Origin of the sequence: Burkholderia sp. LS-044 (assembly GCF_004803625.1) — a bacterium.
In the GTDB taxonomy this organism is placed as follows: domain Bacteria; phylum Pseudomonadota; class Gammaproteobacteria; order Burkholderiales; family Burkholderiaceae; genus Burkholderia; species Burkholderia cepacia.
Genome location: NZ_SSWO01000034.1, coordinates 17,134 through 34,643, shown reverse-complemented (window position 1 = coordinate 34,643; position 17,510 = coordinate 17,134). Strand labels below are relative to the sequence as shown.

Annotated in this window: 11 protein-coding genes and 2 pseudogenes; 9 read left to right on the top strand and 4 right to left on the bottom strand. The window is 57.5% G+C overall.

The annotated features are described in order from the left end of the window. Positions 1-1,249, bottom strand: a 1,249-nt coding sequence (locus E9536_RS40455; protein WP_136473195.1) for an MASE1 domain-containing protein, incomplete at its 3' end; no start/stop codon positions are given. A 1,386-nt stretch (positions 1,250-2,635) separates the two neighbouring features. On the opposite strand from E9536_RS40455, the gene E9536_RS40450 reads away from it, so the two are divergent. Continuing rightward, entirely contained in the window at positions 2,636-3,382 is a 747-nt protein-coding gene (locus tag E9536_RS40450) for a hypothetical protein (RefSeq protein ID WP_136473193.1), read from the top strand. 338 nt (positions 3,383-3,720) lie between these two features. Here the strand turns inward: E9536_RS40450 and E9536_RS40445 are convergent. Further along, positions 3,721-4,835, bottom strand: a pseudogene (locus E9536_RS40445) (IS5 family transposase). Positions 4,836-5,074: 239 nt separating this feature from the next. After that, positions 5,075-5,662 carry a helix-turn-helix transcriptional regulator gene (locus E9536_RS40440; RefSeq protein ID WP_247873601.1) on the bottom strand — a complete coding sequence of 196 codons (588 nt, stop codon included), beginning with the start codon at positions 5,660-5,662 and terminating at the stop codon, positions 5,075-5,077. Positions 5,663-6,304: 642 nt separating this feature from the next. On the opposite strand from E9536_RS40440, the gene E9536_RS40435 reads away from it, so the two are divergent. The 4 genes from E9536_RS40435 (at position 6,305) to E9536_RS40420 (ending at position 11,858) form a co-directional block, all read left to right on the top strand. Continuing rightward, positions 6,305-7,426 (top strand): polyamine ABC transporter substrate-binding protein, encoded by a 1,122-nt coding sequence (locus E9536_RS40435; RefSeq protein ID WP_136473189.1) that lies wholly within the window; start codon positions 6,305-6,307, stop codon positions 7,424-7,426. 243 nt (positions 7,427-7,669) lie between these two features. Further along, complete coding sequence (locus tag E9536_RS40430; protein ID WP_136473187.1) at positions 7,670-9,229, top strand: DUF3138 family protein; 1,560 nt, start codon at positions 7,670-7,672, stop codon at positions 9,227-9,229. Between the two features lie 67 nt (positions 9,230-9,296). Continuing rightward, complete coding sequence (locus E9536_RS40425) at positions 9,297-10,589, top strand: FAD-binding oxidoreductase (RefSeq protein WP_136473185.1); 1,293 nt, start codon at positions 9,297-9,299, stop codon at positions 10,587-10,589. Positions 10,590-10,640: 51 nt separating this feature from the next. After that, positions 10,641-11,858, top strand: a complete 1,218-nt coding sequence (locus E9536_RS40420; protein WP_211097537.1) for an amidase family protein — start codon at positions 10,641-10,643, stop codon at positions 11,856-11,858. A gap of 4 nt (positions 11,859-11,862) precedes the next feature. Here the strand turns inward: E9536_RS40420 and E9536_RS42475 are convergent, their stop codons facing one another. Next, the gene (locus E9536_RS42475) at positions 11,863-12,075 is read right to left on the bottom strand and encodes a hypothetical protein (protein ID WP_247873600.1); all 213 of its coding nucleotides are present in this window, start codon (positions 12,073-12,075) and stop codon (positions 11,863-11,865) included. Positions 12,076-12,164: 89 nt separating this feature from the next. Here E9536_RS42475 and E9536_RS40415 point away from each other — a divergent pair, with 89 nt between their 5' ends. The 4 genes and pseudogenes from E9536_RS40415 (at position 12,165) to E9536_RS40400 (ending at position 17,489) form a co-directional block, all read left to right on the top strand. After that, a complete protein-coding gene (locus E9536_RS40415) occupies positions 12,165-13,592 on the top strand; it encodes an aldehyde dehydrogenase family protein (protein ID WP_136473183.1) in 1,428 nt (475 codons plus the stop codon). 36 nt (positions 13,593-13,628) lie between these two features. Next, on the top strand, positions 13,629-14,888 hold the full coding sequence (locus E9536_RS40410) for a Xaa-Pro peptidase family protein (RefSeq protein ID WP_136473181.1): 1,260 nt from the start codon (positions 13,629-13,631) through the stop codon (positions 14,886-14,888). 120 nt (positions 14,889-15,008) lie between these two features. Beyond that, positions 15,009-15,846, top strand: a pseudogene (locus tag E9536_RS40405) (IS5 family transposase). Positions 15,847-16,457: 611 nt separating this feature from the next. After that, a complete protein-coding gene (locus E9536_RS40400) occupies positions 16,458-17,489 on the top strand; it encodes a helix-turn-helix domain-containing protein (protein WP_247873598.1) in 1,032 nt (343 codons plus the stop codon). Positions 17,490-17,510: the final 21 nt, after the last annotated feature.

Here is a 17,510-nt window from a genome sequence, read left to right as displayed (position 1 = left end):
CCACCACCGTCACGTCGACATTCGAGTCGAGCAACGGTGCGCCGTGATCGGTGATCGTCTGCGTGCCGCCGTCGCGCTGCACGATACGCAGCGACAGCGACGCACGATCCTCGCCGGCGATCTCCGCATTCCAGTAGTCGCTCAACGCATCGCGGTCGCCCGGCTGCACACGTTCGAGCACGAGCGACACGCTCGCGATCTGCGCCGCGTCGACGCCGACACCAAACACGCGCTCGACGTCGCCGCTCCACTCGATCCGCCCCGATTCCGGATCGAGCACGTACGCGATCTGGCCGGCGCTCGCGAGCGCGAGCTCCATGTTGTTCTGCAGGACCGTCGCATGCTCGTGCACGCGCTCGCGCGTCGTCTTCAGCGTACTCACCGTCAGCACCAGCAGCGACGCGACCGCCAGGTAAAGCTGCGCCTCGAGCAGCGAACTGCCGTAGTGCTCATGGAACGACGCGAACGGCCCGTCGCCCTGCGCGGTCTGCTCGATCACGATCAGCGCGAGCACCAGCACCGACGACGAGCCCGCACGGCCGCCGAGCAGCAGCGTCACCGCGACGGTCAGGAACAGCGGGACATACGTCAGCGCAAAGCCGGCGCCCGTGCCGAATTTCCGCGACGTGTCGCCGTCGAAGATCACGAGCGCGCCGATCACGAGCAGCGCGAACGCGACGATGCCGAGTACTAGGTCGAAGCGCTCGTGGTCGCCCGGGCGGTGCGCGCGAAAGCGCGACCATGACGCGAGCACCGGCGTGACCAGCAGCACGCCGACGAAATCGGACGCGGCCCATACCGACCACACGTCGAAGAACGGCGCGCCCTTGACCGCCGTGTACCACGCCGCGCCGCCGATCGCGCCAACCACGCCCGCGATCAGGCCGGCGAGGATCACCGAGCGCAGGAAATACAGCCCTTCGAGCGAGAAACGCACGCGCTGAACGAGCCACACCGCGAGCGCGGCCGCGCCGACCTCGTCGACCGTGAACAGCACCGCGTTGACCAGGCTGCCGTGTTCGATGCCGGCCAGCGCGAGCTGCCCGACCAGGAACGCGCCGGCCAGCGTCAGCCATTCGCGCATCGGCCGCAGCATGAACGCGCCGACTGTCACGCCGGCCGGCAGCCAGATGTAGCCCGTCAGCCGGACGGGGCCGTTGAACTCGTGCGAGATGTAGCCGGTCGCGAGATACAGTGCCGCCCAGAGCAGCGCGGCGACGAGGCCCGGCCGCGATCGTTTGGTGTCCATCGAGAATCCCTGTGTATTGCGCCGTGCGTGCGAGCGATAGGCGGGCGGGTTGAGCGGCGGAATACCGGAAGGCGGCTGTCCGTTAGGGGCACCGGCGCGCCCGCGCAAGCTGGCGAGTGTGACCGGGAAAATATCGGAAAAGTTCGCTGCTTGTCGGGCGCTATCGGGGCACGTCTGCAAGCCGTCTTGTCCGAATGGCCAAAATCGCGGGCGGATTCAACCGGTCGGAGCAACGATTTAGCCAAATCGTTCAGCTAGCCTCTCGAAGTTTTGTGTTTGTCGGGAGTGTTCGTTGAGCCGTCTGGCTACGGTGTTCTGACTGACCTGTGAGTAGGCGGATAGTTCAGTACCCTTGGTTGTAAGATTCACGGACATTGTTTCACTTCTTGGGGCAGCGGCGATGTTCGGCAAGGGCCTTGTCGACGCCATTCGTGGTGCCGAATTTGCTTTTTCGTTTCATCGTATGCACAGTCGGCGCCCGTGTCAGTGGGATGCCTAAGCAGTCGAAGAATACGGCGACGCGACCGTTGAGTTCGGCAAAGCAGCCGTCGGGTGGGGGCGGCGCAATACTGTCCTGTCATTTCGAGAGTGGAGTGCGGCTGGATTGATGGGCGACCGACTTATAGAGGCAATGAAACATCGGGTCACACACGGGACGTGCGCAGCCTGAACGGTCCGTCACTATCCAGTCGCCGGAGGCGAGCGCGCGCCATCCGTCCAGCGTGGCAATGGCCTAGCCGTCATCGTGCCAGACAACCAGTGGATGGTCACCGGGTTTCCACCATAGAATTGCTTCGACCGAGGCATTGCGTTTCATATACAGCATGTTTCGTGTGCTGTCGGTTCCGACGGGGTGACGTTGGTTTTCGTGAGTGAGTATATGGCGGCAGACGCTCGGCATTCGCGAGAAAGATCTCGTGCGTGAATCGATTCTCGGGCTCATTGCGAATGTCGCTTTTGGTGGGAACCAGATTGCCGCCTATGAACCTTCATGAACAGACGGTGCTGGGGGAGCGCTTGCGAACCTTAGTCATAACAAGATGCTGTTGAGCAATGTCCTATCTGGCAGCGGCAATGACTATGGAGTTGCGGGGTCAACGGTAACGACCGTCGTCTGTTCGGACCGGTGGGCAACATTCGTGCGCAAGCACGGAGTACAGTTTGATCGACCGCCGAGCACGAGATGATTCTTATGGACGAGTTCTCTGTTGGCAAATACAGTTATCTTTGCTGAAAACGCATCGTATTTCAGCCGCTTTATGACTGGATTCCGTGCAATATAGTAATGTGACTAATGTTCGCATCAAAGACGGAGAAATATATGCATTTGTTGGGCTGATTCAATAAAATTTACATGCCTTATTGCTGGTGTATGGAGATATTGAGATGAAAGTCATCATAAATCTTGTCAACAATACCGATCATCAGGTGAAGTTAGCAAAACAGGACATAAAGAATGGGCAGTGGCTCCATCTTGAATATGAACTGGCTCCGCATAAAGATGGGCGTATTGAAATCAACTCTGAAAATCCAATCAATCTCGGCGGTGAAATAGTCTACAAATTAATCGACACAGAAAAGACCGTGGCATCGCTTACTCTGACGCTGCTCGATGGTGGCAAACTCACCTACACTGACAGTATGTCGCCTCGCCATGCTCCTGGGCTATTCTGGTATGATTCGAGAATCGCTTTGGAGGAGGCTGATAATGGACTTTCCGGTGATAATCATGTGATTCAGCACAGTATCGTATGGGAGCAATACCCGAACCCTATGGCGACACGGCTTCGTCCTATTGCAGTTGACTATGAAAGCATTCCTCTCCCACCAGACACTGTTCAGGCATTGGTGCATAGTGTCAAGGGGGATCCTCGTGAAGGGTGTGTTGATATTCGCTGCCCGGAGCTATCTAGCGATGGAATCATATATTCCGTAAAAAAGGAGATTTATCAATATAATGACAATAGGGATAATTTGTCCTTCTCGATCCTTTACCGAAGTGAAGAGATGCAGGAAAATGCTATGGATGGCCTGTTTCCGCGCAAATACACAGGCCCGGATATGCAATACCGGTTGATCGTTCACACATCGTCCCCGCGTGAAGAAACAAAAACATATGTTTACCGTAGCTAAATTTCATAGGTAAACTAGCCCCGGATTTGGAGGCCCTGTATGCCAATGAAGGTTAGCAGGGCGTCTTGATAAGGGGCCTCACTGAGCGGATTTTGAAGAAGTGCCCCCGATAATACCGGCACATTTTGCGCAAAAATCCAGTCCGTTCGCTGTCACCGTGCCATTCACGGTTTGTGTGATATTTATAATGGCAGGCTGTTGAAATACCCTTCGACCGGATTCGGACCACTCTCGCAAATGGCATGAATTCGCTCAACGACTCGGTAATTTTGTTGCGTCACGCTGGATTCAACGGTAGAGCCCGGACAGCGAAGGTATTTGCCGCCGGATTTTCTGCATTACGCGTCCTGCGGACGCACGAATCTCAACGTTCTCGGCCGCATCAGGTTGTAGGCGACCATCGTCAGCGTGAGCAACTGATGAACTTTCTCCAAGCCTCTCAGCATCACCTGCCGGATCGGCCCGATCCGTTTGCCCCAGCCGAAGCACTGTTCGATGCATTTGCGTTTGCGCTGACTCAGTGCGTAACCGAGACGCCGCGTCGTCCGACCGCCGATTGTACTTCCGCCGGTGCGCTTCGTGTTGCGTGCGACGTGCGGCGTCACGTTGTATTCGCGGCAGGCCTTCACAAATCCACGCGTGTCGTACGCCTTATCTGCGCCCACCGCAATACGCCCGTCCGATCCCGACACATCGCGCAGTATGTCCGTCGCCACTTTGCGTTCCGCACGACCATTCGCCTCGCTGGCCTGAACGTTCACGACCAGACCGCGCCGGTTATCCGTCAGCGCATGGCCCAGGTAAGTCGGAAAGGCATGCGTGGCATGCTCTTGCCATAGACCCGGCTCTCACCGTCGCTCTTCGATTTGTGCGATTCATTACTACGGGATTCGCCATGCCAATTGTCAGGCGGACGATCATCGTCCCCACCATCCTTGCGTCGGATGCTATCGTGACTGGCTCACGCACGGATCAAGGTGCGGTCGACAGTGAAGTGCTCGCCTGACAGCAAGCCACGGTTATGCGCTGTTTCCATCGTCGCGTTGAACAGGTCAGTCACTGCGCCGAACTTGATCAGTCGATCCCGGTTCTTGCTGAACACCGTGTGATTCCGCACCGCATCTTCGATCGACAGACCGACGAACTACCGGAACAGAAGGTTGTACGAGACCTGCTCGACTAGTTGCCGCTCGCTGCGAATGCTGTGCAACACCTGAAGCAGCATTGCCCGCATCAGCTTATCCGGCGCGATGCTCGGCCGACCGCCGTTGATGTCCGCATCGTACATCGCCGAGAACTGGGTATCCATCTTCGACAGCGGCTCGTTCATCCAAGTATGGATCGGGCGCAGGAGATGCGCTTGCGGTACGAATTCCTCCAGCCCGATTGTATTGAACAGGGATTCGTTGTAGCTGTCGGTGCCCCACGTGCTGCCTTCGCGTCTTGGGTGGATCGTGACGGATCGGCGGGGGAACTTCAGCGGCGCTGCTAGCGCTCGAACCGACCCCATTAGCGGAATCTACGAACTCTACCCTCGCCAACGTAACGAGCCAGAGAGTCTTCCGAGAATAATCCTGCCGCCGCGAAGTTTGCTTTGTCGACTCTCTCGTTGGCCACCTGCCGTCGCGTAGCCCCTATGGTTGGACGCTACCACCCTCGAGCCAGACGACGAGACAGGTTGCCGACGATTACTTAATTGATATGCGAATAACTAGGCTCAACGAGCGCGTTGTTAAATGCAAGTGCGAGTAGCTGACGTCGCGAATCAATTTCCAGTTTGACAAAAGCTCGCTTTGCAAATGTTTCGACAGTCGACGGCTTGACACCCATCGATGCCGCGATTGCTTGTGTGGTCATGCCCTGGATGAAAGCTGAACAGACTTGTGCCTCGCGTGGCGTCAGTCTCTCGTTTAGCCAGCGGCCGATGGTATCGCTGGGCGCTCCCGATCTTTCCTTGCCGGAATGCTTCGCACCGACGAGGCTTTCGTGCATGGCCGCCAGCGGCAGAACAATGAGGGCCAGATGTTTGAGGATGCTCAATTCCTTGAGCGAAAACGGCGGCAGGCGCCGTGCGCGGCACACCGACATCGAGAATTGCACGCCGCGGGCGAGACAGTAGGTCACGCATTCATCGTGAATATCGGCCACGTCGTAAAAAATGCTGCGCAGTCGAGTTTCGACCTGTCGGGCCGATAGCTGCATCAACTGAACGTCTCGCTCGCACTCGATGCGATCGAACGTCGAGTCGTTCTGGGCATAGCTCTGATAGTAGAGCTGCATGGTCCGTTCGATGAGTTCCGGATTCTTGCCGAAGCTCCCGATCCAACAGATGTTGCGAGGCGTTGAGCCTGGCTGTACGTAATCCAAGTGTAACGAATCGCAATCGACAAAATTCGAGATGGTTTCGAACAGTACTCGAAGAAATTGACGCGTTCCTACCGCGTTTGTGATTGCACCTAGCGCGCATGCTATAGATGAAAGCTGACCAAGGTGGATGTCGACGATGGGCGGAGCGGAACTCATGACGAAGCACGCGCGGAGAACTCGGTTGTCCGCTTATATCACGCCAATAAGCCGAAGCAAGCCTGCGGATTCCCCTGATCGAATGACTCGTTGAGAAATGCGTTTGTCCCGGAAACTTAGGACAGATCGGGCAATTCGCGCTTGATAGAGTGGTTGTAACGCCTAACTGAACGGTCACACGACGCGGCACCTGCTGCATTGAGAAGAGGGTGCGAGAAGCAAGTTCACACGGCAGGTCGTATCGATGCTCTCGTCTGTCGGGCATGCTGCCGTCGACGGGCCCCGCCAAAAAGACGAGATGCGCGAGTGGCGAGCTGCATATGCGAATTCTTACATTTAAATTACACGCGGCGACGCATGACGATGTGCGATCCATATTCGTCCGCAGAGGAGCTCACCATGGCAGGCGGGAATTTTCACCTTATCCTTGCACGTGCATCCGTACCGATTGCGAGCATTCTGTTGGGTTTCATCGGCACGCAGGTGCATGCTGAGGACACCGAGCTGAACGTCTACAACTGGTCGAACTATATCGCGAAGGACACGATTGCGAATTTCGAAAGGCAGACCGGTATTCACGTCAGATACGATAATTACGACAGCGACGACACGCTGCAGACCAAGTTGCTTGCCGGCGGCTCGGGGTACGACATCGTTGTGCCGACGTCGAACTACATGGCGAAACAGATCGAAGCGGGCATCTATCGGAAGCTAGACAAGTCGAAATTACCGAACCTAGCGAATCTCGATCCTGCGTTGATGCGGAAGATCTCCGATGCGGACCCAGGCAATCAATACGGTGTGCCTTGGGCATGGGGTACCGATGGCATCGGATACAACGTCCAAGCCGTGAAAAAGGTGCTGGGAGAGAATGCGCCGGTAGACAGCTGGGGGCTCATCTTTGATCCCGCAAATGCCGCGAGGCTTAAGAGCTGCGGCTTGTCCGTCCCGGATTCGTCAGACGATGTATTCGCCGCGACGCTGCAGTACATGGGGAAGGACACTAATAGCAAGAACCCGGGAGACTATCAGGCGGCGTACGAGGTGTTGAAGAAAATTCGCCCATACATTACGCAATTCAGCTCGTCGGGTTACATCGACGATCTAGCCAATAATGATGTCTGTGTCGCACTCGGCTACTCGGGCGATATCGGTGTCGCGAGGCGGCGCGCGCAGGACGCCAAGCGTCCGTATGAAATCAGATACACGAACCCGAAAGAAGGCGGGATCGTGTGGTTCGACGTGATGGGCATTCCGAAAGACGCGCCGCATCCCGAGGCCGCGCTCAAATGGATCAACTATATTCAGGATCCGAAAGTCAATGCAGCAATTACCAACGAAGTTTTTTATCCCACGGCAAATAAGGCTGCGGGTCAATATGTGACGCCAGCGATCGCGCACGATCCCAATGTTTATCCGCCTGCGGAGATTCTGAACAAGATGTCGCTCGCGCGCCCCAAACCCTCGGACATCGCGCGTCTCGAGAATCGTCTGTGGCTGCAGATCAAATCCGGACGTTGATGCCGGGAGCCGATGCTCGCGTGTTCTCGCCGTAAAGAGGGTCGCCGGTTTATTGATGGAATTGGTTCGGTTACCTTTCTCATCTCGTTCTAATTGTCGATTTGGTATTTTCTCATTATTCTCGCATTTTTCAAAATTTGCGTCGAAAATTATCATTTTATGCGCGATGGGGTGGTCTTAATTTGTAAATGCGGCGCTCAATGTAAGAGAGAGAATTTAAGTTGCGGTGTTCGGAGAAATCTCATGAGAATGAAAATAATTTGCATGCTGATGATGATCGGGATGCCGGGAATCGCGCTGGCCGGTTCGAGTACCGCTGATATTGAAGCGCTTCGATTGCAGCTGAAAGAGTTGAAGAAAGAGGTGAATGCGATGAAGGCGGCGCTGGCGGCGAAATCGTCCGGTGCATCTTCAGGCACCGCCGAGCAACCGGCACCTGTCGTCGACGCGTCTTCGCCGGATTACGGGAAGGCGCCTGCCCAACTGACCAATAACGACGTTAGCGAGATCCGTCAGCAGATCGCCAGTTCGCAGCTCAAGGTCGAGACGCTGACCGATGCGGCCAGCACCGGACCAATTGCTGGGTTGTCCGTGACCGGATACATCGATCCGTCCTATCTCTACAATCGTGCGGCAGGGACGTCATCGTTCGTGTTCGCCAATCACGACCGTAGCTACAGCTACTTTAATAGTACGTTTGGCGATGCCTATCTGGATATCAAGAAGACCTTCGGCGTAGGGCCGATGGCGCCGTCCGCGGAAATCTCGCTATTGCCCAACCGAGGCGCGGGCGGCCTCTTTATGGACGAGCACGGTAACAGCGGTGTCAATATCCTGAACACGGCATTCATCACGGTGCCGGTGACGCCGACGACCAGTGTCGTCGCAGGGATGATGCCGAGCTTCGGCGGCTATGAAGTACAGCAATCGAACCAGATGCTGACGCTGACGCACAACCTGCTGTATGACTTTTCGGACCCGGGTAGTTACATCGGCGCGGGAGTCAACTACCTGAGCGCTGACGGCCATTGGTCATGGAAGTTCATGCTCGGAAACGAGCAATATCGTACGGCCGGTTCGGTCGTGCAAATTGGCACGAATGCGCTGGGCGACGCGATTACGTCGAGTAACAGAATGCCGACATTCACCGCGCGGGTCGACTACACGAAAGGCACTGCGCTCGATATCGGTGGCTCGTTCAATATCGGTCGACAAACGCTGTATTCCGGCTTGGACAGTAACGGTAATCCGGTATACGGGGTCGGCGGCGTCGCGCACAGCCCCTACGGTACGTATTTCTTTGCCGAAGCGGATGCGACCTATGCGCTTGCCGACGTCCAGTACAACGCCGAACTGGACTATGGTCAGCAACAGAACGCCGCGTTCAACGGCGGCCAGGCGCAATGGTACGGCTTGTCTTTGCTGGGACATCGAAAATTCAACGTGCCGCTGCTTGGTCGTATCGGTGTGACCGCGCGTTATGACTTGCTCGTCAATACGAAGAACGGCGGCGGTGGCGGCGGCATCGCTCAGAACGCGAACGGCATGGATACCGCCGACGGCTTCGGTATCGGTGCGAGCTGCCTCGCGAATTCGAAAGCCAACGGCGGCCTGGGCTTCGAGTGCAAGGGAGCGGCGCACCAGGACGTGGCGCTGGATCTACTGTTGTATCCGACCCAGCAGACCATCGTGAAGATCGAATATCGCCACGATTGGGCGACGCAGGATGTGTTCCTGCACGGCAACGGCTCGTATAGCAAGTCGAACGACATCATCGCGACGCAGTTTATCTACACGTTCTGATTCTTTAGACCGCGGTTGCGTTGCTCGGTTAAATCGAACATGCCGCTGTCGTTCACTCTTTATTCCTATGCTCCAATTCTCGAACAAGTCTCATGCTGCATCGTATTACGCGGCGACCGCCAACGACACAACTCGATGTGCACCGCTCACCGGAGCATTACAGGTCGACGTGTGCGTGATCGGCGCCGGATTGACGGGAATTTCCACGGCGCTGAATCTCTCGGAACGTGGATATCGCGTTGCGGTGCTTGAGGCATCGAAGGTCGGCTGGGCGGCGAGCGGTCGCAACGGCGGACAATTGATCGGAGGCTACGCGTGCGGCATGGATACGTTCGCCACGCATATGCCGGCGGAGGACGTGGCGCGCGTCTGGGCAATGGGGCTCGAGGGCGTTGACATCGTCCGGGAGCGCATCGCGAATCATCGAATCGACTGCGATCTGCGTTTCGGTTATTTGCATGTCGCGAACAAACCGCGCGACGTCGTTGCGCTACGGCAGTGGTGCGACGAGGCACAACGATGCTTTGGTTACGACAAGTTGCGCTATATCGAGAGCGGTCTTATGCGTGACTATGTCCAATCCTCACGATATAGAGGTGGCCTGTTCGATCCGCATAGCGGTCACTTGCATCCGCTCAATTACACGCTCGGCCTTGCGCGCGCGGCACGCGAGGCCGGGGCGCAAATATTCGAGGACACGTGTGCCATGCGCATACGTAATGAAAGCGGTACGCACGTGATCGAAACGAGCGACGGGGCGGTGCGCGCTGGATTCGTCGTGCTGGCTGGCAATACCTGGCTAGGCAGATTGGCTCCCGACCTGTCGCGCAAGATCATGCCGGTCGGGACGTACGTGATTGCCACCGAGCCACTCGATCCGGCGCGCGCGACCGCATTGATGCCGGCACAGGCGGCCATTTGCGATAGCCGCTATGCACTCGATTATTTCCGCCCGACACCCGATGGGCGCGTGCTTTGGGGGGGGAAGGTGAGCTACTCGACGCGCGCACCTGCCCATCTCGGGGAGGCGATGCGTCGCGATATGTTGAAGACCTTTCCTCAGCTTGAGGACGTCAAGGTCGACTATGCATGGGGCGGCCTGGTCGACATCACGATGAACCGGGCGCCGCATTTCGGTCGCATTGCACCGACCGTCTATTTCGCGCAGGGATTTTCGGGGCACGGTTTGAACGTGACCGGTCTGGTAGGCAAGCTGATCGCGGAGGCGATCGGCACGCAGGTAGAGCGGTTCGATTTGTTCGGCAAGATTCGTCACCGCAATTTTCCGGGCGGGCACCTATTGCGGACGCCGATGCTTGCGTTGGGGATGACTTGGGCAAAGATCAGGGATCTGGTATGACGCGCGGCAGGCTACATACAAGGACGCAACTTCGACAATCGAGATCAATCTATGGCTAACCAGCTTCACACACCCATTTCCGACGCGCCCGAGCTTTGCCGGATTTCAGCGCATGAGTTGGCTCGCCGGTATTCGACCGGCGAGATCTCGCCGATCGAAGTCGCCCATCAGTGCCTCGAGCGAGCGGAGCAAATCAATCCGGCGCTGCGTGCCTTTACATTGATCGAGCACGGCGAGGCGATGGCCGCCGCCAGACTCTCGGAAACGCGTTGGCGGGATCGGTGTCCGCTGTCGCCGATCGACGGTGTCCCGACGACGATCAAGGATATCGTCGAGGTGGCCGGGTGGGTGACCCATTACGGTAGCAACGCGGTCGACACGAAGCCGGCGGCGGAGGATTGCCCCGCTGTGCGCCAACTGCGCCGAGCGGGAGCGGTTTTTCTGGGATTGACGTCGACGCCGGAGTTCGGTTGGAAAGCGGTCACGGATAGTCCTCGCTCCGGGAGCACCGTCAATCCGTGGAATCAGGCGCTGACGGCGGGTGGGTCCAGCGGCGGTGCGGCCGTCGCTGCGTCCGTTGGCGCCGGTGCGCTTCATCTTGGCACCGACGGTGGCGGGTCGATCAGAATACCGGCGGCATTCACGGGCGTCGTCGGGTTCAAACCGACCTTCGGCAGAGTGCCGGCCTATCCGGCCAGCGCGTTCGGGACACTCGCGCATCTCGGGCCCATCGCGCGCTCGGTAGGAGATGCCAGCATGATGCTATCGGCAATGTCCGCGGTGGATTCAAGGGATTGGTATCAGGTATCGGCGCTGCCCGCGCTGGATCGTCGGGACCCGCTTGATCTCAAAGGCAAGCGCATAGGCTATTGGAATACACCCGCATGTGGGGAGCTCGACCCTCGCATCGCAGCCTGTGTGGATGCGGCGATCGGCCGGCTGGCGGATTCCGGAGCCGAAGTCGAAGAGGTGACACTGCCTGCCATGGCGTTACGAACGATCTTCAGCGTGCTTTGGTCGGCGGGAGCCGCGAGCCGGCGTTCGAATCTTCCCGAGAAACGATGGCGAGATCTGGATCCGGGGTTTGTTGAACTCGCGGATGGCGGTGCACGTTTGACAGCGATGGAGTATGTGGCGGCGTCGGCTGCGCGCGCCGAATTCGGCGTCTGGATGGAGCGCCTGTTTGAACGGGGTCGACTTGCTCGTCTCGCCAGCGACGGCGATTCCTGCATTCGAAGCGGGTGCCCAGGTGCCGCGAGACCACCCTGAAACATCATGGTTCGACTGGGCAGGTTTCAATTTTCCGCTCAATCTGAGCCAGCAGCCAGCTTGCGTCGTGCCGTGCGGAATCACGTCCGAGCGTCAGCCCATTGGCATCCAGATAGCTGGCGCGCGCGGCCGGGATGCAGGCGTACTTGCCGCGGCGCTTGCAATCGAGCAGGTCGTGACTATCGGCTGGCTGGCCGCCGAATTCTAAACCGATCACCTACCCTCCGAAGCATGGCCCTCGGAACGCTGACGTTCGCGCAAAGCGGCGTCGTGGATACCACGGAAGCAAACTGTAGCGAGATCAAGATGCGAACTGCCAATCAGAGCTTCATCGACGGGATCTGGTTCGATCCCGCAGACGTACAACCGATCGACGTGATCGACCCTTCCACCGAAGCACCTTACGCTCGACTGCGGGTCGGCGGGGCGGCGGATGTCGATCGCGCCGTCGCTGCCGCAAGATGGGCGTTCTCTTTCTTTTCTGAATGGACGGTCAAGCAACGGGTCGAGCTCCTCGAGCGCGTGCTGGTGGTGTACACCGCCCGATACGACGAGGTCGCCGATATCATCAGCCGGGAGATGGGTGCCCCCATTGCGTTTTCCAGATCGATGCAGGCGGCCGTCGGAACCGCGCATCTTCAACAAACTATCCGAGCATTGAAGCAGTTCGAGTTCGCGAGGCAGAGCGGAACGCTGTTGGTTTCGCACGAGCCCATCGGCGTATGTGCGCTCATTACGCCATGGAACTGGCCGATCAATCAGATCGTGTGCAAAGTGGCGCCAGCGCTGGCTGCCGGATGCACGATGGTGCTCAAGCCCAGCGAGATTGCTCCGTTCAGCGCGATATTGTTCGCGGAGATCCTCGACGAGGCTGGCGTTCCGCCGGGCGTTTTCAACCTCGTTCACGGGTACGGCCACATCGTGGGCGACGCCCTCGTGCGTCATCCGGGCGTGGACATGGTTTCGTTTACGGGCTCCACCCGAGCAGGGATCGAAGTGGCGAAGGCCGCAGCCGACACGGTAAAGCGGGTACATCAGGAACTCGGCAGCAAAAGCCCCAACATCATCTGTTCCGATGTGGACCTGACAGACGCGGTTACCCGCGGGGTCAAGGCCTGCTTCAGCAACAGCGGGCAATCGTGCAACGCTCCAACACGCATGCTGGTGCCCGCCGATCTCATGTGCACCGTCGAAGATATTGCTCGGGCTGAAGCGGAAGCGACCTTGGTTGGCCATCCCGGCGCCGAGAGCTCGGAGATCGGGCCGGTGGTGAGCCGCGTGCAGTATGAGCGCATCCAACGGTTCATCGAGCTCGGGATCGACGAGGGCGCGACGCTGATTGCCGGCGGGCTGGGGCGGCCCGCCGGCCTGGAAACGGGCTTCTATGTTCGGCCAACCGTCTTTTCGAATGTGCTGCCCACGATGTCGATCGCGCGTGACGAAATATTCGGTCCGGTTCTCTCGATCATGAGTTACGAGTCCGAGGAAGAAGCCATCTCTATCGCCAATGACAGCGTGTATGGGCTGGCTGCTTATGTCCAGTCGCAGGACTTGGAGCGCGCGCATCGGATAGCGAAGCGTTTGCGCGTAGGGAACGTGCATATCAATTACCCACCGTGGGACCCTGCCGCGCCGTTCGGCGGTTACAAACAGTCGGGAAACGGCCGGGAGTACGCCGAATTCGGTCTCGAGGAGTTCCTGGAGATCAAGGGCACGACAAGCACGCCTTGTTGAGCCGGTCCGGTGCTAACGGGATAGGTGATTGCGGCGATGAGCGGATTTCAACTGAATCGGGATTATCTGAAGACGCTGATGGACGAGACCGTCCCCAAACAGCAGTCTTTCTCCGACGACGAGTACGCGTTGCGCCTGGCAAAGCTTCGCACCGCGATGGAGCGGAAACGCGTCGACGTAGTACTGCTGTCGTCACCGGAGTCGCAGTGTTGGCTGCACGGTTATCAGGCGCGGTGGTACCGAACCGGTTCGACGACGGCCTGGCCGCCGTGCAGCTTCACGGCCGTTCACCGGGATAAAGGCAGCATGATCGTGTTTGACTCGGCCGATCACGCACAGCTGCTCAGCTTTACCTCGATTGCCGCCGATATCCGGCATTTCGACGATCCTGAGCGTCCAGAAACAGTCGACCCGAGCTTGAACGGCGTACATGGGGCCGTGGTAAAGGCGCTTACCGCCGAGTGCTGGGTGTCTGGTACGTGGGGTATCGAGATGTGGACCCCTCGACAGAACGCGGCGACCACCGAACACCTGATAGCAACACTGAAGAATTGCGGTCACGATGTGCGAGACGTGTCGATCATGCTACGCGATCTTCAGCGCATTAAGTCGCCGGCCGAGATCAAGGTGATCCGGGAGGCCTCGCGGATTCTCGACGCCGGCTACGCACACCTGATGAACGAGCTGCATCCGAAGATGACGGAGATCCAGGTATGGGCGGAACTGGAGTGGGCCATGGCTCAAGCAGGTGGCGAAACCAGCGGATTGCACAACACCGTTTCGCGCACGCGCAGCTACTGCCATGCGTTGTCCAGCACCCGCGTTATTGGCGAAGGCCCGCTCCTCGTCGACCCGTGCGGGGTCAAGCATCGCTACCATGCGAACACCGCGCGCCAGTTCTATCTCGGGAACCCGTCGAAGGATCTCGAGGATGTCAGTGCGGTGGCTGCGGGTGCTGTCGAGCTTCTGATAAGCGTGGCAACGGTAGGAACCTCGTTCGCGACGATCAGTGCCGAACTGCGAAAATACTATCAGTCATTCGGCGTGTGGGATCTGCGCGACTGGATCGGTGGCTATCAGCTCGGCATCGCTTTTCCCCCCGACTGGGTGGGTGAGTTCAATTGGAACGTCGAGCTCGACGAGCATGAGAAGTATGTCGAGCACGGGCTCGTCACCAACTTCGAGAGTTTCGTCGGGGGCACCGGGATCATCGAAACGATCGTCTTCCTCGACGAGGGTGCCGAGGCGCTGTCCAACGTGCGCAATACGCTTCTGGTCATCGACGACAAGCCCTGAGCCGACTCGGAACCGATTGTCTTCGGGCGGCTAACATCGGTGCGACGGCCAATGTCGAGAGCGACGGTGCGTGCGTGATTGCCGGCGGGACTCATTAGTTCGCGGAACGGGCCCACGACGATGAAACGGAAAATGAGCTTTGCGAAAGCGGAAAGTGCGGGCAAGAAGCGCGTGACCCGGTATCAGCGTTTCTTGGACGAGATGGAGAAGCTCGTGCCGTGGTCGCGATTGCTGACGGCAATCGAGTCGTACTACCCGAAAGGAACTCGGAGCCGCCCGCCGATCGGTCTGGAGCGGATGCTTCGAATCTACTTTCTGCAGCAGTGCTACAGCCTGTCGGACGAAGGGCTGGAAGATGCACCGTACGACAATATTGCGATGCGGGAGTTTGCCGGGATCGATCTGGCCGTCAAGAGTGTGACGAATGCGACCACGCTGCTGAAGTTCCGGCGCTTGCTTTTCGAACATGACCTGACGCTCAAGCTGTTTGACGAGATTGGCATCTCGCTGTGCGAACGCGGGTTGATGTGAAGGAAAGCACGCTGGTCGATGCGACGATCATCGAAGCGCCGCCGTCGACCAAGAACGCCGGGTAGCGTCGCGATCCGGACATGCATCAAACGAAGAAAGGCAACGAGTGGCGCTTCGGCATGAAGGCGCACATCGGTGTCGATGGCGATTCGAGGCTGGTTCACGGCGTGGTCGGCACGTCCGCCGACGTGTCTGATGTTTTCGCAAGCACACGCGCTGTTACACGGTCACGAGCAAGAAGCGTTTGGTGATGCGAGCTATATCGGCATAGACAAGCGCGATGAGATGAAAAGCAAGTCGGTGAAGTGGCATGTGGCGGCCAAACGAGGAAAGCACGAAGGCGATGCAGGACGGTGCGCAGAAGGATCTGATGATCGCGCGAAACCGGCTGCGCTCGATTCATGGGGGAAGTCCGTCATGCGTATGAGAAATGTGAGAATTAAGGCACATCCTCGGGGAAAACTCCTACGAATGGGCGGCGCCCCGCTTCGGTATTCGGCCATTCCCCGCCCATCGCCGACGACCTTGCGCGATCGCCTATTAATTAGTGTTTCCCCAGATGGCTGAGCGCGCTTGTCAATGAAAATACAAGTCCAAAAAAGAATGGCATGCGAATATTAATTGGTGCGCAGATAACATTTGTTATGTTGCGATTTTTTAGTTATTTATAATTTCCCGGCTTAGGTGATATTAATGCCTCACACGGAAATGACCCGCCACCAAGTGATAGACGAGCACCGTCTACATAGCGACGATCTTGATATAATATCTGCATATATCACGTCGAGATATGCAAGTCACAAATTCACGCCGCAGCGCAGCCAAAAATGTGTTGTAGACATGGTTGGGTATGCATATAACGGCGTAGCCGTGTATGACGTTGTTCATGAAACCCCTTTTATTTTCACCTCGGATCATCCGCGGGAGAATTATCTGATCGTTTCATGTAACCGCGGAGGGGCGTTGTATTCTGATGGAAGCATAGAGACATCGTGTTCGGCCGGAGAGGTTCTACCTGTTTCCGCATCCGGAAACTCCATGTGTACAACGCATCAAGAAGGATTCGATCATCTTTCTGTGATCGTCAACGCCGAAAGTTTGCACCGTTTTGTTTACGAATGGACAGGCAGACCACCCGACGGAATGATTTCGCTTAATCTGCAGCCAATGTCAAAGGTGGCTGCGGCACAGTGGAATGCTACGGCTCGCAGCCTCCAGCAAATGATGCTCGTCAAACCAATGCCGGGACAGGTCGCGCAGGTGCTCATCGAGCATTTGTTCAAGATACTGATGACAACTCATCCCAATTCCCACAGTCAAAGCCTGTGCCTCGAACACTATGCTGATGAGCGGCGCACTTATTCGGCCATCAATATGGTGAAAAGCGATCCGATGCAATGGAATACATTGGGGCGGATCGCGAGGGAACTCCGATGTACCACCGGCGCGCTCGAGAAGGGAATTCGGCGTATGACTGGCCTTGGGTTCGCGGAGATATTCTATGAGGCGCGGCTCTGCGCGGTCAATCGGGCGCTGTCTGCCGCGGATAATTCCAGCTTCATCGATGCACTGCAAACTCTCGGATTTAGTTTATCTGGTAGATTTATCCGAGACTATATTCGACGGTTCGGAGAACCCCCCAGTGTCACGTATCGTCGAAATCCAAATGCGAACACCGCGGAATCCGGAGCGCTGGGGGGGCATGATGCCCTTTGCGGGGATGTGATCGATCTGTTTATTGACCAGTCCCTCCATAAACCTATCGGGTTGGCCGATATAGCCAAACTGATCGGCATGAGAGAGCAGGATACGATCAAGGCGTTCAGAGCATATTTTGCGAAGACACCCATGCAGTATGTCATCACGCGCAGACTCGAGCGAGCAAGCTGGCTACTCCAGAATACGTCCGCAAGTATCATGTCTATTGCAATCGACTGTGGGTTCGGTACACAAAGTTACCTCACCACCGCAATGAAGAAGTACCTCGGCACCACTCCGCGACAGGTACGAATCGGTGGAATCAAATTGCCGCGCGGCGCCACAGAAGCTATCGAGCGAGATCTTGAGTGAAGCTTCCGTAATAACGGAAGG